Origin of the sequence: Streptococcus sp. CF4-3, assembly GCF_024295385.1 — a bacterium.
Lineage (GTDB): Bacteria > Bacillota > Bacilli > Lactobacillales > Streptococcaceae > Streptococcus > Streptococcus infantis_I.
The window spans coordinates 183,802-198,619 of sequence record NZ_JANCPN010000002.1 but is presented as its reverse complement, the minus strand read 5'-3'; the positions used below and the strand labels follow the sequence as shown (position 1 = coordinate 198,619).

The 14,818-nt window shown below is 39.8% G+C and carries 16 protein-coding genes; 13 read left to right on the top strand and 3 right to left on the bottom strand.

The window, feature by feature from the left end; translation table 11 throughout:
* Nucleotides 1-2 precede the first annotated feature (2 nt).
* The 13 genes from pbp2x (at nt 3) to dnaJ (ending at nt 13,282) form a co-directional block, all read left to right on the top strand.
* On the top strand, nt 3-2,258 hold the full coding sequence (gene pbp2x, locus NML75_RS02485) for a penicillin-binding protein PBP2X (protein ID WP_254733636.1): 2,256 nt from the start codon (nt 3-5) through the stop codon (nt 2,256-2,258).
* A gap of 1 nt (nt 2,259) precedes the next feature.
* Nucleotides 2,260-3,240, top strand: coding sequence for a phospho-N-acetylmuramoyl-pentapeptide-transferase (mraY, locus tag NML75_RS02480; protein ID WP_254733635.1), 981 nt, complete (start codon nt 2,260-2,262; stop codon nt 3,238-3,240).
* Between the two features lie 131 nt (nt 3,241-3,371).
* Nucleotides 3,372-3,893, top strand: a complete 522-nt coding sequence (locus NML75_RS02475) for an FUSC family protein (protein WP_075568048.1) — start codon at nt 3,372-3,374, stop codon at nt 3,891-3,893.
* An 82-nt stretch (nt 3,894-3,975) separates the two neighbouring features.
* A complete protein-coding gene (gene glnR / locus NML75_RS02470) occupies nt 3,976-4,332 on the top strand; it encodes a transcriptional repressor GlnR (protein WP_000659542.1) in 357 nt (118 codons plus the stop codon).
* Nucleotides 4,333-4,367: 35 nt separating this feature from the next.
* Nucleotides 4,368-5,714, top strand: coding sequence for a type I glutamate--ammonia ligase (gene glnA / locus NML75_RS02465; RefSeq protein WP_075230045.1), 1,347 nt, complete (start codon nt 4,368-4,370; stop codon nt 5,712-5,714).
* Nucleotides 5,715-5,833: 119 nt separating this feature from the next.
* On the top strand, nt 5,834-6,154 hold the full coding sequence (locus tag NML75_RS02460; RefSeq protein WP_000423982.1) for a PadR family transcriptional regulator: 321 nt from the start codon (nt 5,834-5,836) through the stop codon (nt 6,152-6,154).
* A complete protein-coding gene (locus NML75_RS02455; RefSeq protein ID WP_254733634.1) occupies nt 6,154-6,729 on the top strand; it encodes a DUF2812 domain-containing protein in 576 nt (191 codons plus the stop codon). Before NML75_RS02460 ends, NML75_RS02455 begins: the two co-directional genes overlap by 1 nt.
* A 21-nt stretch (nt 6,730-6,750) precedes the next feature.
* Entirely contained in the window at nt 6,751-7,263 is a 513-nt protein-coding gene (locus NML75_RS02450) for a DUF2812 domain-containing protein (protein WP_254733633.1), read from the top strand.
* A gap of 161 nt (nt 7,264-7,424) precedes the next feature.
* The gene (gene hrcA / locus NML75_RS02445) at nt 7,425-8,459 is read left to right on the top strand and encodes a heat-inducible transcriptional repressor HrcA (protein WP_070677036.1); all 1,035 of its coding nucleotides are present in this window, start codon (nt 7,425-7,427) and stop codon (nt 8,457-8,459) included.
* A 26-nt stretch (nt 8,460-8,485) separates the two neighbouring features.
* Nucleotides 8,486-9,001 carry a nucleotide exchange factor GrpE gene (gene grpE, locus NML75_RS02440; RefSeq protein WP_254733632.1) on the top strand — a complete coding sequence of 172 codons (516 nt, stop codon included), beginning with the start codon at nt 8,486-8,488 and terminating at the stop codon, nt 8,999-9,001.
* A gap of 264 nt (nt 9,002-9,265) precedes the next feature.
* Nucleotides 9,266-11,089 (top strand): molecular chaperone DnaK, encoded by a 1,824-nt coding sequence (dnaK, locus tag NML75_RS02435; protein ID WP_254733631.1) that lies wholly within the window; start codon nt 9,266-9,268, stop codon nt 11,087-11,089.
* 208 nt (nt 11,090-11,297) lie between these two features.
* Nucleotides 11,298-11,930 (top strand): DJ-1/PfpI family protein, encoded by a 633-nt coding sequence (locus NML75_RS02430; protein ID WP_254733630.1) that lies wholly within the window; start codon nt 11,298-11,300, stop codon nt 11,928-11,930.
* A gap of 215 nt (nt 11,931-12,145) precedes the next feature.
* A complete protein-coding gene (gene dnaJ / locus NML75_RS02425) occupies nt 12,146-13,282 on the top strand; it encodes a molecular chaperone DnaJ (protein ID WP_254733629.1) in 1,137 nt (378 codons plus the stop codon).
* 67 nt (nt 13,283-13,349) lie between these two features.
* Here dnaJ and NML75_RS02420 read toward each other — a convergent pair whose 3' ends face one another.
* The 3 genes from NML75_RS02420 to NML75_RS02410 form a co-directional block, all read right to left on the bottom strand.
* Entirely contained in the window at nt 13,350-13,991 is a 642-nt protein-coding gene (locus tag NML75_RS02420) for a hypothetical protein (protein ID WP_070677041.1), read from the bottom strand.
* A 73-nt stretch (nt 13,992-14,064) separates the two neighbouring features.
* Nucleotides 14,065-14,352 (bottom strand): hypothetical protein, encoded by a 288-nt coding sequence (locus tag NML75_RS02415; RefSeq protein ID WP_004251799.1) that lies wholly within the window; start codon nt 14,350-14,352, stop codon nt 14,065-14,067.
* 9 nt (nt 14,353-14,361) lie between these two features.
* A complete protein-coding gene (locus NML75_RS02410) occupies nt 14,362-14,772 on the bottom strand; it encodes an HIT family protein (protein ID WP_004251801.1) in 411 nt (136 codons plus the stop codon).
* Between the last annotated feature and the right edge of the window lie 46 nt (nt 14,773-14,818).

Sequence of the window (14,818 nt, the reverse complement as noted above, 5' to 3'; positions counted from 1 at the left end):
AGATGAAAACTATGAAAGAAAGAATCATACGCTTTGCCATTAAGAATCGTAAATCTCCAATGGAAAACCGCAGACGAGTGGGGAAGAGTCTGAGTCTCTTGGCTGTCATTCTCTTTGCTGTTTTTTTGGTTAACTTTGCGGTGATTATTGGTACGGGAAAGAAGTTTGGTGTTGACCTGGTCAAAGAAGCTTATAAGGTTCATCAAACAACTCGAACAGTCCCTGCTAAGAGGGGAACCATTTATGATCGTAATGGAACTCCCATAGCAGAAGATGCGACCTCTTATAATGTTTATGCTGTAATAGATAAAGAATATAAGTCCGCTAATGGTGATGTTCTTTATGTAGAAGAATCTCAGTACAACAAAGTGGCAGAAATTTTTCATAAATACTTAGATATGGAGGAGACTTACGTCAAAAATCAACTCTCTCAACCAAATCTCAAACAGGTTTCTTTTGGTGCTAAAGGGAATGGGATTACCTATGCTAATATGATGTCCATTAAACAGGACTTAGAATCTGCTAAGGTTGAGGGTATTAATTTTACGACTAGTCCAAATCGAAGTTATCCAAATGGGAAATTTGCCTCATCCTTTATTGGTTTAGCACAGTTACATGAAAATGAAGATGGCACGAAAAGTCTAATTGGGACATCTGGTATCGAGAGTTCCTTAAATAGTTTATTGGCAGGGACAGATGGTATTATTACATACGAAAAAGACCGTCTAGGTAATATTGTTCCTGGTACAGAACAAGTCACCCAACAGACCGTAAACGGGAAAGACGTCTATACGACCCTATCTAGTCCTTTGCAGTCCTTTATGGAAAGTCAAATGGATGCCTTCCAAGGAAAACTAAAAGGCAAGTATATGACTGCGACCTTGGTTAGTGCCAAGACAGGAGAAATTCTGGCCACGACTCAAAGACCGACCTTTGATGCTGATACCAAAGAAGGGATTACAGAGGACTTTGTCTGGCGTGATATCCTTTACCAAAGTAACTATGAACCAGGTTCAACCATGAAGGTCATGACCTTAGCAGCAGCTATAGATAACAACACCTTCCCTGGTGGAGAATACTTTAATAGTAGCGAATTAAAAATAGCAGATGCAACTATTAAGGACTGGGATGTGAATGATGGCTTATCAGCTGGAAGTATAATGACATACTCACAAGGTTTTGATCACTCGAGTAATGTCGGTATGACCTTGCTCCAGCAAAAAATGGGGGATGCCACTTGGTTAGACTATCTCAGTCGTTTCAAATTTGGTGTTCCTACTCGTTTTGGGATGAGTGATGAATATGCCGGACAATTGCCTGAAGACAATATCGTTAGTATTGCCATGAGTTCTTTTGGTCAAGGGATTTCTGTTACTCAGACCCAGATGCTTCGTGCCTTTACAGCAATCGCTAATGATGGGGTCATGCTAGAGCCGAAGTTTATTAGTGCCCTCTATGATCCAAATGATCAGACTGTTCGTAAATCGCAGAGGGAGGTTGTAGGGAATCCTGTTTCTAAAGAAGCGGCTAGTCTGACTCGAGAAAATATGATTTTGGTTGGTACAGATCCTGTTTATGGTACAATGTACAATAAACTTACCGGTAAACCAATCGTTACTGTTCCTGGTCAGACTGTTTCTGTCAAATCTGGAACAGCTCAAATTGCCGATGAGCAAAACGGAGGATATTTAGTTGGGAAAACCAATTATATCTTTTCTGTAGTAACCATGCATCCTTCTGAAAATCCTGATTTTATTCTTTACGTAACAGTTCAACAGCCAGAACACTTTTCTAACCCTTGGTTTGGAGAATTTGCTAATCCTATTCTTGAACGAGCTTCTGCCATGAAGGAATCTCTCAATCTTCAATCTACAGCTAAGAACTTGGATCAGGTAACATCAACAACTAACTATGCAATGCCTGCGACTAAGGATTATAGTGCTGGAGATTTGGCTGAAGAGCTACGACGTAACCTTGTTCAACCAATTGTTATCGGTTCCGGAACAAAAATTAAAGAAAGTTCAGTATCAGAAGGAACCAATCTAGATGCTAATGAAAAAGTTCTACTACTCTCTGACAAGGTAGAGGAGATGCCTGACTTGTATGGTTGGTCTAAGAAGAATGTTGAAACCTTTGCAAAATGGCTCAATCTCGAGGTAGAATATGAAGGCTCTGGACAAACTGTTACGAAACAAAGTGTTCGTGCCAATACAGCTTTAAAAAACATACAGAAAATAAAAATAACATTAGGAGATTAGAATGTTAGTTTCTATCTTTGCTGGAGTCGTTGCTTTTGTTCTTACAGTAGTAGGAATTCCAGTCTTTATCCGTTTTTATCATAAGGCACATATTACCGGTCAGCAGATGCATGAGGACGTGAAACAACATCAGGCTAAGGCCGGAACCCCAACAATGGGGGGGATCGTCTTTCTTATAACGGGTGTCTTAGTTAGTTTAGTTCTTGCTCTTGCGACGAATCAGTTAACCAATAATGCTGGGATGATTCTTTTTATCCTAGTCTTATATGGATTGGTTGGTTTCTTTGATGATTTTCTCAAGGTTTTTCGTAAAATCAATGAAGGACTTAATCCTAAACAAAAGTTCCTGCTTCAATTAATAGGAGGAGTTATTTTCTATCTCTTTTATGAAAGAGGAGGGGATGTTTTAAATGTATTTGAGTATCCATTGCACCTAGGCGTTCTTTACATTTTCTTTGCTCTCTTCTGGTTAGTTGGTTTTTCGAATGCTGTTAACTTGACTGACGGAATTGATGGCTTGGCAAGTATCTCAGTAGTGATTAGCCTATCTGCCTATGGAGTCATTGCTTATGTACAAAACCAATTGGATATTCTCCTAGTGATTCTTGCTATGATTGGTGGTCTTCTTGGTTTCTTTGTCTTTAACCATAAGCCTGCTAAAGTTTTTATGGGAGATGTCGGAAGTCTTGCTCTTGGAGGGATGTTGGCCGCTATTTCTATGGCACTGCACCAAGAATGGACGCTACTCCTGATTGGTATAGTGTATGTTTTTGAAACAACATCTGTCATGATGCAAGTTACCTACTTTAAGTTGTCTGGCGGGAAACGTATCTTTCGAATGACACCAGTTCATCACCATTTTGAGTTGGGTGGATTTTCTGGTAAAGGTCAAGCATGGAGTGAGTGGAAAGTCGATTTCTTCTTTTGGGGAGTGGGCTTGCTTGCTAGTCTCGTCACCTTGGCTTTCATGTATTTATTCTAAAATAGAATATTGGAATATAAAAGAGAAGGATTTATACCCTTCTCTTTTTAGTTCCTATTTTCTTCAGTTGAGGAATCCTTTTCTCAAAAAAGTAAAATTATGATAAAATGGAAAAAAAGAAAGATGAAATGATGAGTTATTTTAAAAAGTATAGATTTGATAAATCTAAGTTTAAGTTGGGGATGCGCACCTTTAAAACAGGAATCGCTGTTTTTTTGGTCCTCATGATTTTTGGTTTTTTTGGATGGAAGGGACTTCAGATTGGAGCTCTTACAGCCGTTTTTAGCTTGAGAGAAGACTTTGATAAGAGTGTCCATTTTGGGACATCTCGTATCTTAGGGAATAGTATCGGTGGTTTTTATGCGCTGATTTTCTTTCTCTTGAATAACTTTTTTCATGGAGCCTTTTGGGTAACTCTCCTTGTGGTTCCGATATGTACCATGTTAACCATCATGACAAATGTTGCCATGAACAATAAGTCGGGAGTTATTGGGGGAGTTGCAGCTATGCTGATTATTACCCTATCAATTCCGAGCGGAGAGACTGTTTTGTACGTGTTTGCTCGAGTTTTTGAGACTTTTATGGGAGTTTTTGTAGCAATTCTAGTCAATTATGATATTGATCGCTTGCGGAGTCTCATACAGAAAAAATAAAATAATGTCACAAGATATGACATTAACAATTGACGATTGATTTTTTTTAGACTATAATAGACAGAAAGAAGAGGAAGTGCACATGAAGGAAAAAGAATTTCGTCGCAATATGGCAGTTTTCCCTATTGGTAGTGTTATGAAGTTGACCGATCTTTCGGCGCGTCAAATTCGTTATTATGAAGATCAAGAGTTGATAAAACCTGATCGAAACGAAGGTAATCGCCGGATGTATTCTTTAAATGACATGGATCGGTTGCTTGAGATTAAGGATTATATCTCTGAAGGTCTGAACATTGCTGCTATCAAGAAAAAATATGCCGAACGTGAGGCGAAAGCCAAGAAACCAGTTAGTCAAACTGAGGTTCGTCGTGCCCTTCGGAATGAAGTTCTTCAACAAAGTCGCTTTGCTTCTCAACAATCACCTTTTGGTCGCGGTTAGGCAACCGCAAGTCGTCATATATAAGGAGAAAAACCATGCCAATCACAGCTGCAGATATTCGTCGTGAAGTTAAGGAAAAAAATGTAACCTTTATCCGTCTCATGTTTTCAGATATTTTGGGAACAATGAAAAACGTCGAAATTCCTGCTACAGATGAACAACTAGACAAGGTCTTGTCAAACAAGGCTATGTTTGATGGATCTTCTATTGAAGGGTTTGTTCGTATCAATGAATCAGATATGTACTTGTACCCTGACCTGGACACATGGACTGTCTTCCCTTGGGGAGATGAGAACGGTAGTGTCGCAGGATTGATCTGTGATGTCTATACAACAGAAGGAGAGCCATTTGCTGGAGATCCTCGAAGCAACCTTAAACGAGCTCTTCATCACATGGAGAAAGTTGGATTCAAATCTTTCAACCTTGGTCCGGAACCAGAATTCTTCCTATTCAAGCTTGATGAAAATGGAGACCCAACTCTTGAGGTGAATGACAAGGGTGGTTACTTTGATTTGGCGCCTACAGACCTTGCCGATAATACCCGTCGTGAGATTGTAAATGTCTTGACTAAAATGGGATTTGAAGTAGAAGCCAGTCACCACGAAGTTGCCGTAGGTCAACATGAGATTGACTTTAAGTATGATGAAGTTCTTCGTGCTTGTGATAAGATTCAAATCTTTAAACTTGTTGTAAAGACAATTGCGCGTAAACATGGTTTGTATGCAACCTTTATGGCTAAACCTAAATTTGGTATCGCTGGTTCAGGAATGCACTGCAATATGTCCTTGTTTGATGCTGAAGGCAACAACGCATTCTTTGATCCAAATGATCCAAAAGGAATGCAATTATCAGAAACAGCTTATCACTTCCTTGGTGGTTTGATCAAGCACGCCTACAATTACACAGCTATCATGAATCCGACAGTTAACTCATACAAACGTTTGGTTCCAGGCTACGAAGCGCCGGTTTACATCGCTTGGGCTGGTCGTAACCGTTCACCGTTGGTGCGCGTTCCTGCTACTCGTGGAATGGGAACACGTTTGGAATTGCGCTCAGTAGACCCAATGGCAAATCCATATATCGCAATGGCTGTTCTTTTGGAAGTTGGTTTGCACGGTATTGAAAACAAAATCGAAGCGCCAGCACCAATTGAAGAAAACATCTATATCATGACTGCAGAAGAACGTAAAGAGGCTGGTATCACAGACCTTCCATCAACTCTTCACAACGCTTTGAAGGCTATGACAGAAGACGAAGTGGTTAAAGCAGCTCTAGGTGAACACATCTACACTAGCTTCCTTGAAGCTAAACGAATCGAATGGGCAAGCTATGCAACCTTCGTTTCACAATGGGAAATTGATAACTACCTAGATCTATATTAATGATAAATCAGAAAGATTGTCCGTGAGGACGATCTTTTTTTCTTGCAATTTATATCGAGGTGTGATATATTTTATATAACGAGGTGCGATATATCGAACTAAATAGGAGGTCTGATTAAATGGAATTAACAGATAAGATTAGGCGGGTTTACCTTCCCATGACTGAAACGGGTTTTTATATTCTATTCTGTCTGCAAAAGGAGAACCATGGCTATGGTATTACGCAAAAGGTTAAAGAGATGACAGATTCGCAAGTTTCGATTAGTCCTGGAACTATGTATGGAACCCTATCGAAGATGGAAAAGGATGGTTTGGTTTCCTTTGTCCGAGAAGAGGAAAAACGTAAAATCTATCAGATAACAGACTTGGGTCGAAAAGTTTTAGAGATTGAGTTGAAACGTATTGAGCGACTCTATAGAAACAGTCGGGAGGAACTTTGATGGAAAAGAAAGTTGTTTATAGAATTGCTACCATTGCAGATTATGATAGAGAGGCTCTCTATCTCGGAGAAATGCATGCTCAGGGTTGGAAACTTAAGGAAGTAAGTTATTCTAACTTAGTAGTTGCAGTTAAGTATACTTTTGAAAAGTGCCAACCGGAGCAGGTGGTTTATCAGTTGGACTTTTATCCTATGAAAAAGTCAGAGAGAGCTTCCTATTTACAACTATTTAAAGATTGTGGGTGGGAACATATTACAGACTTTAATGGTTTTTCCTACTTTAGAAAGCCTTATTCTGGTGTTGAGTTGGATGCCGAGTTTGAAATTTATAATGACGCGGCTGGGAAATTAGCAATGGTCAAGAAGATTTTAACAATGCGGATGCTTCCTATTTTGCTTCTCTTTTTAGCTCTACTACCGGTTTTATCAAAGTTTGTCAGTGGAGGTAGTCATTTCAGTTGGGGAATGTTTTTCATTGTCATAATAGATTGTGTTTTATTGATAGTTTTTGCGATTCAGATTTCATATGTTTTTTGGAGATTGTTTCAAAAGTGGAAAGAATTATCTGATAAATAAAACCATTTTGGAGGTTAGACAATGAAAAGCAATGTACAATTTCGAATGTTTACCATTTTTGATTTGGATAAGGTAGAAGATTATTTGCATGAGATGCATTTGAAAGGTTGGAAATTTATATCGAATCGTTTTGGCTTTTTCTATTTTGAACCATGCCAACCAGATGATGTGATTTACCGTGTGTGGAATACTAGCTACCTTAGAAAAAATGATGTAGATTTACAAAGTATGAAGGATAGAGAATGGGAATTTGTGGAAAATTGTTCTTATACTGTTTTTAGAAAAGCAACTTGTGATGTAGATTTAAATGATCAATCTTTCATGGACAATCGTCTTCAATGGGCTGATGTGAAATCTAGATTTCGTACATCTACAGTTTCTATCTCTGGCGGTCTAGTTATTTGTATGAGCTTGTTTCGCGAAAGTCTCTCTCAATCTTTCTTCCTTATTTTTGCCCTTTATGCCCTCATGATTTCTTACCTAATCTATAGTTTTTACAGACTTAAAAAGAAATATCTTGAGAATGTAAGATGATTTTCTAGGTCCTCAGACTGATTTTTAGCACTCTTGGCAAAAGAGTGCTAATATTTTGAGTTTTTGTCTTGACATTCTTTACTAAGGGTGTATAATAGAATCATAAGTTAGCACTTGGATGTGTCGAGTGCTAAAAAGATCTATCAGAGAGGAGTAGCGAGATGGTTACAGAACGTCAGCAGAATATTTTAAATCTGATTATTGACATCTTTACCAAAACGCACGAACCTGTTGGATCTAAGGCCTTGCAAGAGACTATCAACTCAAGTAGTGCTACCATTCGAAATGATATGGCAGCTCTAGAAAAGCAAGGTTTGCTTGAAAAGGCTCATACTTCCAGTGGTCGGATGCCGAGTGTGGCTGGTTTTCAATATTATGTCAAACACTCCTTATCCTTCGACCGTTTAGCTGAGAATCAAGTTTATGAGATTGTAAAAGCCTTTGATCAGGAATTCTTCAAACTTGAGGATATTCTTCAAGAGGCAACTAGAATCTTGACAGACTTGAGTGGTTGTACGGTTGTTGCACTGGATGTAGAACCAAGTAGACAGAAGCTAACAGCTTTTGATATTGTTGTCCTCGGGCAACATACAGCTCTTGCTGTTTTTACGCTTGATGAGTCTAGAACAGTTACCAGTCAGTTTTTGATTCCGAGAAATTTCTTGCAGGAGGATTTAAATCGCCTCAAGACCATGATTCAAGAACGTTTCCTGGATCAGACTGTTTTGGATATTCACTACAAGATTCGGACAGAGATTCCGCAAATTATCCAACGTTACTTCACAACAACGGATAATGTTATGGATCTTATTGAGCATATCTTCAAAGAAATGTTCAATGAAAATATCGTGGTTTCTGGCAAAGTCAATCTTTTGAATTTCGCTAATTTAGCGGCCTATCAATTCTTTGATCAGCCACAAAAGGTAGCTTTGGAAATTCGAGAAAATCTGATTGGTGACCAGATGCAAAGTGTCCGAGTTGCGGATAGCCAAGAATCCTGTTTAGCTGACTTAGCAGTGATTAGCAGTAAGTTCCTGATTCCCTATCGTGGATTTGGAATCCTTGCGATTATAGGTCCGGTCAATCTGGATTATCAACAATTGGTCAATCAACTCAATGTAGTTAATCGAGTTTTGACTATGAAGTTGACGGATTTTTACCGCTACCTCAGCAGTAATCACTATGAAGTGAATTGAGATTGAAATCATTAAAGGAGGCGAAAATGGCCCAAGATATAAATAATAAAGAAGTAAAAGAAGAGGAAGTTGTTGAATCAGTAGAAGAAACAACTCCTGAGAAGTCTGAATTGGACTTGGCAAATGAACGTGCCGAAGAGTTTGAAAACAAATACCTTCGTGCTCATGCAGAAATGCAAAACATTCAGCGACGTGCCAACGAAGAACGCCAACTCTTGCAACGCTATCGCAGTCAAGATTTGGCAAAAGCAATCTTGCCATCATTGGACAACCTAGAACGTGCCCTTGCTGTTGAAGGGCTGACAGATGATGTGAAGAAGGGCTTGGAAATGGTCCAAGAAAGTTTGGTACATGCTCTGAAAGAAGAAGGAATTGAAGAAATTCCAGCGGACGGTGAATTTGACCATAACTACCATATGGCTATTCAAACAGTTCCAGCTGATGATGAGCATCCAGCAGACACCATCGCACAAGTCTTCCAAAAAGGCTACAAACTCCATGACCGCATCCTAAGACCGGCTATGGTAGTAGTTTATAACTAGGCAATAGAGCTTAAAAAAACCTTGTCCGAAACGACATTAAACTATGAAAGAAAGATAAACAATGGTTCAGCTTTACCAATAGTGAGCGAAGCGAACCAAAGGCGGTACTCTTCGCCGTGGCGTTATTTGCGCAAATTTTGAGACCTTAGGCTCAAAGTTTAGTCAAAGAGATTAACGAAGTTAAGCTCTGACGGCGCCGCCACCTAAGAAGAGTATCAAAAAGAAAAATCAAAAATAGAATATAAAATTTAAGGAGAAAAACACATGTCTAAAATTATCGGTATTGACTTAGGTACAACAAACTCAGCAGTTGCAGTTCTTGAAGGAACTGAATCAAAAATCATCGCAAACCCAGAAGGAAACCGCACAACTCCATCTGTAGTTTCTTTCAAAAACGGTGAAATCATCGTTGGTGACGCTGCAAAACGTCAAGCAGTAACAAATCCAGATACAGTTATCTCTATCAAATCTAAGATGGGTACTTCTGAAAAAGTTTCTGCAAACGGTAAAGAATACACACCACAAGAAATCTCAGCTATGATTCTTCAATACTTGAAAGGTTACGCTGAAGAATACCTTGGTGAAAAAGTAACCAAGACTGTTATCACAGTTCCAGCTTACTTTAACGATGCTCAACGTCAAGCGACTAAAGACGCTGGTAAAATCGCTGGTCTTGAAGTAGAACGTATCGTCAACGAACCAACTGCAGCAGCTCTTGCTTACGGTTTGGATAAGACTGACAAAGAAGAAAAAATCTTGGTATTCGACCTTGGTGGTGGTACATTCGACGTATCTATCCTTGAATTGGGTGATGGTGTCTTTGATGTATTGGCAACTGCAGGGGATAACAAACTCGGTGGTGACGACTTTGACCAAAAAATCATCGACTACTTAGTAGCAGAATTCAAGAAAGAAAATGGTATCGACTTGTCAAACGACAAGATGGCTCTTCAACGTTTGAAAGACGCAGCTGAAAAAGCTAAGAAAGACCTTTCTGGAGTGACTTCAACTCAAATCAGCTTGCCATTTATCACTGCTGGTGAGGCTGGACCTCTTCACTTGGAAATGACTTTGACTCGTGCTAAATTCGACGATTTGACTCGTGACCTTGTAGAACGTACAAAAGTTCCAGTTCGTCAAGCCCTTTCAGATGCAGGTTTGAGCTTGTCAGATATTGACGAAGTCATCCTTGTCGGTGGTTCAACTCGTATCCCTGCCGTTGTTGAAGCTGTTAAAGCTGAAACTGGTAAAGAACCAAACAAATCAGTAAACCCTGATGAAGTTGTTGCTATGGGTGCTGCCATCCAAGGTGGTGTTATCACTGGTGATGTCAAAGACGTTGTCCTTCTTGACGTAACACCATTGTCACTTGGTATCGAAACAATGGGTGGTGTCTTTACAAAACTCATCGACCGCAACACTACAATTCCAACATCTAAATCACAAGTCTTCTCAACTGCAGCAGACAACCAACCAGCCGTTGATATCCACGTTCTTCAAGGGGAACGCCCAATGGCAGCAGATAACAAGACTCTCGGACGTTTCCAATTGACAGATATCCCAGCTGCACCTCGTGGTATCCCACAAATCGAAGTAACATTCGACATCGATAAGAACGGTATCGTATCTGTTAAAGCCAAAGATCTAGGAACTCAAAAAGAACAAACAATTGTTATCCAATCTAACTCAGGTTTGACAGACGAAGAAATCGACCGCATGATGAAAGATGCAGAAGCAAACGCTGAAGCAGATAAGAAACGTAAAGAAGAAGTTGACCTTCGTAACGAAGTAGACCAAGCTATCTTTGCGACTGAAAAGACAATCAAGGAAACTGAAGGCAAAGGCTTTGATGCAGAACGTGATGCTGCCCAAGCTGCACTTGATGAGCTTAAGAAAGCCCAAGAAGACAACAACTTGGACGAAATGAAAGCAAAACTTGAAGCCTTGAACGAAAAAGCTCAAGGACTTGCTGTGAAACTTTACGAACAAGCTGCAGCAGCGCAACAAGCTCAAGCAGGAGCAGAAGGCGCACAAGCAACAGGAAACGCAGGCGATGACGTCGTAGACGGAGAGTTTACTGAAAAGTAAAACAATCCAGTGGATTGTTTTAGCGGAACCTCTTGAAATAAAGAAAGGTTCCGAGATTTTAGGATTCCTTTAATCCGAAACTCAATTCAGCCTTACTAGTTTTAAAACAAAGTATAATCGACTTTGTTTTAGAGCGTCGTAATGATAAGAAGAAATCCAGAGGTTGCAACCCAGCCTCTGTTTTTCGGTAAAATAGAGGATGTTGCGTATGAAAAAAGTACTTTGCTTGATTTATCCTAATTTTTCTCTTTATGAGATAACTGCTTTAACGAGTACTTTAGCTCTGTCTTTTGATATCACGATTGATTATGTTGCTTCTGAGCATTCGATAGTGGTCTCTGAGGATGGTTTGCCCTGTCAACCGACGAAAACACTAGATCAAATCTGTATAGAAGAGTATTCTTGTGTGATTTTGCCAGGAATGGTCAATATAGGGCCTGCTCTACAGGATGAGAAATTGATTTCGTTTTTGAGGGACCTTGGTGAGCAAGATATCCTAATTGCAGCCATTTCTTCAGCGCCTCTTTTATTAGCGAAAGCAGGTCTGTTGAAGGACACGAAATTTACAGGTGGAATTTGGCAAAATTTCTTTGACTATTTTGAATTTCTGCCACGTGAAAATTTCCAACCGAAAGTTCTTGTGCAAGATAAACAAATCATTACGGCTATCGGTTTTGCACATCAAGAGTTTGCAAGAAAAGTGATTCTAAGTTTAGGGCTGGCAGAGAATACGGACAACTATTTTAAAGAAAAAAACGAGTACTCTGATGAGGATTTGATATTTACTCTATCAGATGAAGAGTTTGATCAAGTGAAGCGAAGTATAGAAAACATCTTCTAAAGATTTACATGAAAATTATAGAAAGGAACAAAGGTGTTCGCAACTGAACACGGGTTCCAAAGTTTCTAATTCAATATAAAAGAAAGGAACAAAGAGCGTTCGGGGAATTGAACTCGAGCGGGAAGCTTGGAAATTAGATAAACCACCTAAGAAATCAGGATTTCTTGTTGGTTTCCTAAATTTCAGTCGCTTTCTGTTCGCTCTTAGTATCTTGTATGAACAATACTGAATTTTATGACCGTTTGGGCGTTTCAAAGAATGCATCTCAAGATGAGATCAAGAAAGCCTATCGGAAATTATCTAAAAAATATCACCCAGATATCAACAAAGATCCTGGTGCTGAGGACAAGTACAAGGAAGTTCAAGAAGCTTATGAGACCTTAAGTGATGAACAGAAACGTGCTGCCTATGACCAATATGGTGCGGCTGGAGCCAACGGTGGCTTTGGTGGTGCAGGCGGTTTCGGTGGCTTCGATGGTGCAGGCGGTTTTGGTGGATTTGAAGATATCTTCTCAAGTTTTTTCGGCGGAGGCGGTTCTTCTCGCAATCCAAACGCTCCTCGTCAAGGTGATGACCTCCAGTATCGCGTCAATTTGACTTTTGAAGAAGCCATCTTTGGTACTGAAAAAGAAGTCAAATACAATCGTGAATCAAGCTGTCGTACTTGTAACGGATCAGGTGCTAAGCCTGGAACAAGTCCAGTTACTTGTGGACGCTGTCACGGTTCTGGTGTTATCAACGTCGATACTCAAACACCGCTTGGTATGATGCGTCGCCAAGTAACCTGTGATGTCTGTCATGGTCGCGGAAAAGAAATCAAAGATCCATGTACAACATGTCATGGAACAGGTCATGAAAAACAAGCCCACAGTGTCCATGTGAAAATTCCAGCAGGTGTCGAAACTGGTCAACAAATTCGTCTAGCTGGTCAAGGGGAGGCAGGCTTTAACGGTGGTCCTTATGGAGACTTGTATGTGGTGGTTTCTGTAGAACCGAGCGATAAATTTGAGCGTGAAGGAACAACTATTTTCTACAAGTTAAACCTCAATATCGTCCAAGCAACTCTTGGTGATACTGTCGATATCCCAACCGTTCACGGTGATGTTGAATTGGTGATTCCAGAGGGGACTCAAACTGGTAAACGATTCCGCCTACGTGGTAAGGGAGCTCCGAGCCTACGTGGTGGTGCTGTTGGTGACCAATATGTCACTGTTAATGTCGTGACGCCTACAGGCTTGAACGAACGGCAAAAAGCAGCCTTGAAAGAATTTGCAGCTGCAGGTGACTTGAAAGTCAATCCAAAGAAAAAAGGCTTCTTTGACCACATAAAAGATGCCTTCGAGGGGGAATAAAAAAAAGAGCCATGAGGCTCTTTTTTGTTTGTAGATAGTAACGGAGAAAAGAATCTCCGACTGTCTCCTATTGATATTTTTGAGTGAGTAAACCAGCCTCATCCATGTCCTGGATGAGTTGCTTGAGTTCCGCTTCCTTGCCAGGTTTCACGGTGACGGTATCAATGTGCTTAATCGCCGAATTATCCTGGATATCCACCAAGGTCAACGCTTTTTCATAGAATGCGATTCCCTTTTTCATGCTTTCCGGATCATTCAAAGTTAGAATTGTGTAAGAAGAATGTGATTTCTTTCCGTTTTCTCGGAAATGCTTCTCGCCTTCCTCCTCTAAAAATTGTATTAAACCATGATTGAACAAGTTATCCCCTACTTTATAGTAAGAAATATCTCCTGTCTGTAGGACATAGACTTTGAGTCGGTTTTTAGTGAGGTTTGAACTTTCTTTAAGGACTGGGTGGCTATTGATGACCTCATCTGAGAAAGTCACATAAAAATCCAAGCCTCCCCCCTCGAATTGATAGCTACCATTTGATTCTACTTTTTCAGGAGGGAGGTCAATGGAGATAAAGATTTGTTTTAAGGCTTCCTTCCCCTCTCGGATGTCACTCGGTGAAGCCTTGAAAAGATTGGCCACTAGTAGAAATGCTAGGGTTACAAAAAGACAGAAGCAACCGGAAATAATCAAGATGACTTTTAAAAACTGTTTCATGTTTAGTCCCTCCCTTTTCTGTTCGAATCTAGTAACCCAAAATGGATTTAAGGAAAGTTGGATGCTTTCTTTTTTAGTTTTCTTCAGTTTCTCGTAGTTCTTTTATGACAGCAAGTCTTGCTTGGAGGTCTTTCTCTAAGACTTTAAATTTGTAAGTGAGGTCTTCTTGATACTCTTTGATGACTTCTTTTTGTTGATTGATAATTTGTAAGCTATTTTGGATAACATCTAAATCACCTTTGATTGCTTCAACGCGATCAGTTGTATCTAAAACTTCTTCAGTGATAACTTCACGATTTTTAACGAGGAGGTAAGATCCGACTGCTGATCCAGCAAAAAGTAGTAAATTTGATAGTTTCATAGGAACTCCTTAAGCGTTTTTGATCGTTTCAGCGACTTGGGCAAGTTTGTCAAAGTCAGGTTCATGGGCAACAAAGTCAATTTTTAGGTCATCATCTGCACCATAACGAGGAACGAGGTGGACATGGGTATGGAAAACGGTTTGTCCAGCTACCTCTTCGCAGTTGGCGATGATATTCATACCTTCAGCTTGGGTAGCTTTCATAACCTTTTGAGAAATGACTGGAACCTTAGCAAAGAGTTGGCTAGCGCTCGCAGCATCCATTTCTAAAAGATTGCGATAGTGTTCTTTTGGTACGACCAAAGTATGACCAGGTGTTACTTGAGAAATATCAAGAAAGGCAAGAACTTGCTCATCCTCATAAACCTTGGCTGCAGGGATTTCTCCTGCTAAAATCTTACAAAAAATACAATCTGACATAAAAACCACCTCTAGTGTATTGAATTTTGATATAATATAGCTACAT

Excerpts from the sequence above, each read along its gene's own strand:
- pbp2x (WP_254733636.1), top strand. The coding sequence starts at position 3 with ATGAAAACTATGAAAGAAAGAATCATACGCTTTGCCATTAAGAATCGT.
- mraY (WP_254733635.1), top strand. The coding sequence starts at position 2,260 with ATGTTAGTTTCTATCTTTGCTGGAGTCGTTGCTTTTGTTCTTACAGTA.
- NML75_RS02475 (WP_075568048.1), top strand. The coding sequence starts at position 3,372 with ATGAGTTATTTTAAAAAGTATAGATTTGATAAATCTAAGTTTAAGTTG.
- glnR (WP_000659542.1), top strand. The coding sequence starts at position 3,976 with ATGAAGGAAAAAGAATTTCGTCGCAATATGGCAGTTTTCCCTATTGGT.
- glnA (WP_075230045.1), top strand. The coding sequence starts at position 4,368 with ATGCCAATCACAGCTGCAGATATTCGTCGTGAAGTTAAGGAAAAAAAT.
- NML75_RS02460 (WP_000423982.1), top strand. The coding sequence starts at position 5,834 with ATGGAATTAACAGATAAGATTAGGCGGGTTTACCTTCCCATGACTGAA.
- NML75_RS02455 (WP_254733634.1), top strand. The coding sequence starts at position 6,154 with ATGGAAAAGAAAGTTGTTTATAGAATTGCTACCATTGCAGATTATGAT.
- NML75_RS02450 (WP_254733633.1), top strand. The coding sequence starts at position 6,751 with ATGAAAAGCAATGTACAATTTCGAATGTTTACCATTTTTGATTTGGAT.
- hrcA (WP_070677036.1), top strand. The coding sequence starts at position 7,425 with ATGGTTACAGAACGTCAGCAGAATATTTTAAATCTGATTATTGACATC.
- grpE (WP_254733632.1), top strand. The coding sequence starts at position 8,486 with ATGGCCCAAGATATAAATAATAAAGAAGTAAAAGAAGAGGAAGTTGTT.
- dnaK (WP_254733631.1), top strand. The coding sequence starts at position 9,266 with ATGTCTAAAATTATCGGTATTGACTTAGGTACAACAAACTCAGCAGTT.
- NML75_RS02430 (WP_254733630.1), top strand. The coding sequence starts at position 11,298 with ATGAAAAAAGTACTTTGCTTGATTTATCCTAATTTTTCTCTTTATGAG.
- dnaJ (WP_254733629.1), top strand. The coding sequence starts at position 12,146 with ATGAACAATACTGAATTTTATGACCGTTTGGGCGTTTCAAAGAATGCA.
- NML75_RS02420 (WP_070677041.1), bottom strand. The coding sequence starts at position 13,991 with ATGAAACAGTTTTTAAAAGTCATCTTGATTATTTCCGGTTGCTTCTGT.
- NML75_RS02415 (WP_004251799.1), bottom strand. The coding sequence starts at position 14,352 with ATGAAACTATCAAATTTACTACTTTTTGCTGGATCAGCAGTCGGATCT.
- NML75_RS02410 (WP_004251801.1), bottom strand. The coding sequence starts at position 14,772 with ATGTCAGATTGTATTTTTTGTAAGATTTTAGCAGGAGAAATCCCTGCA.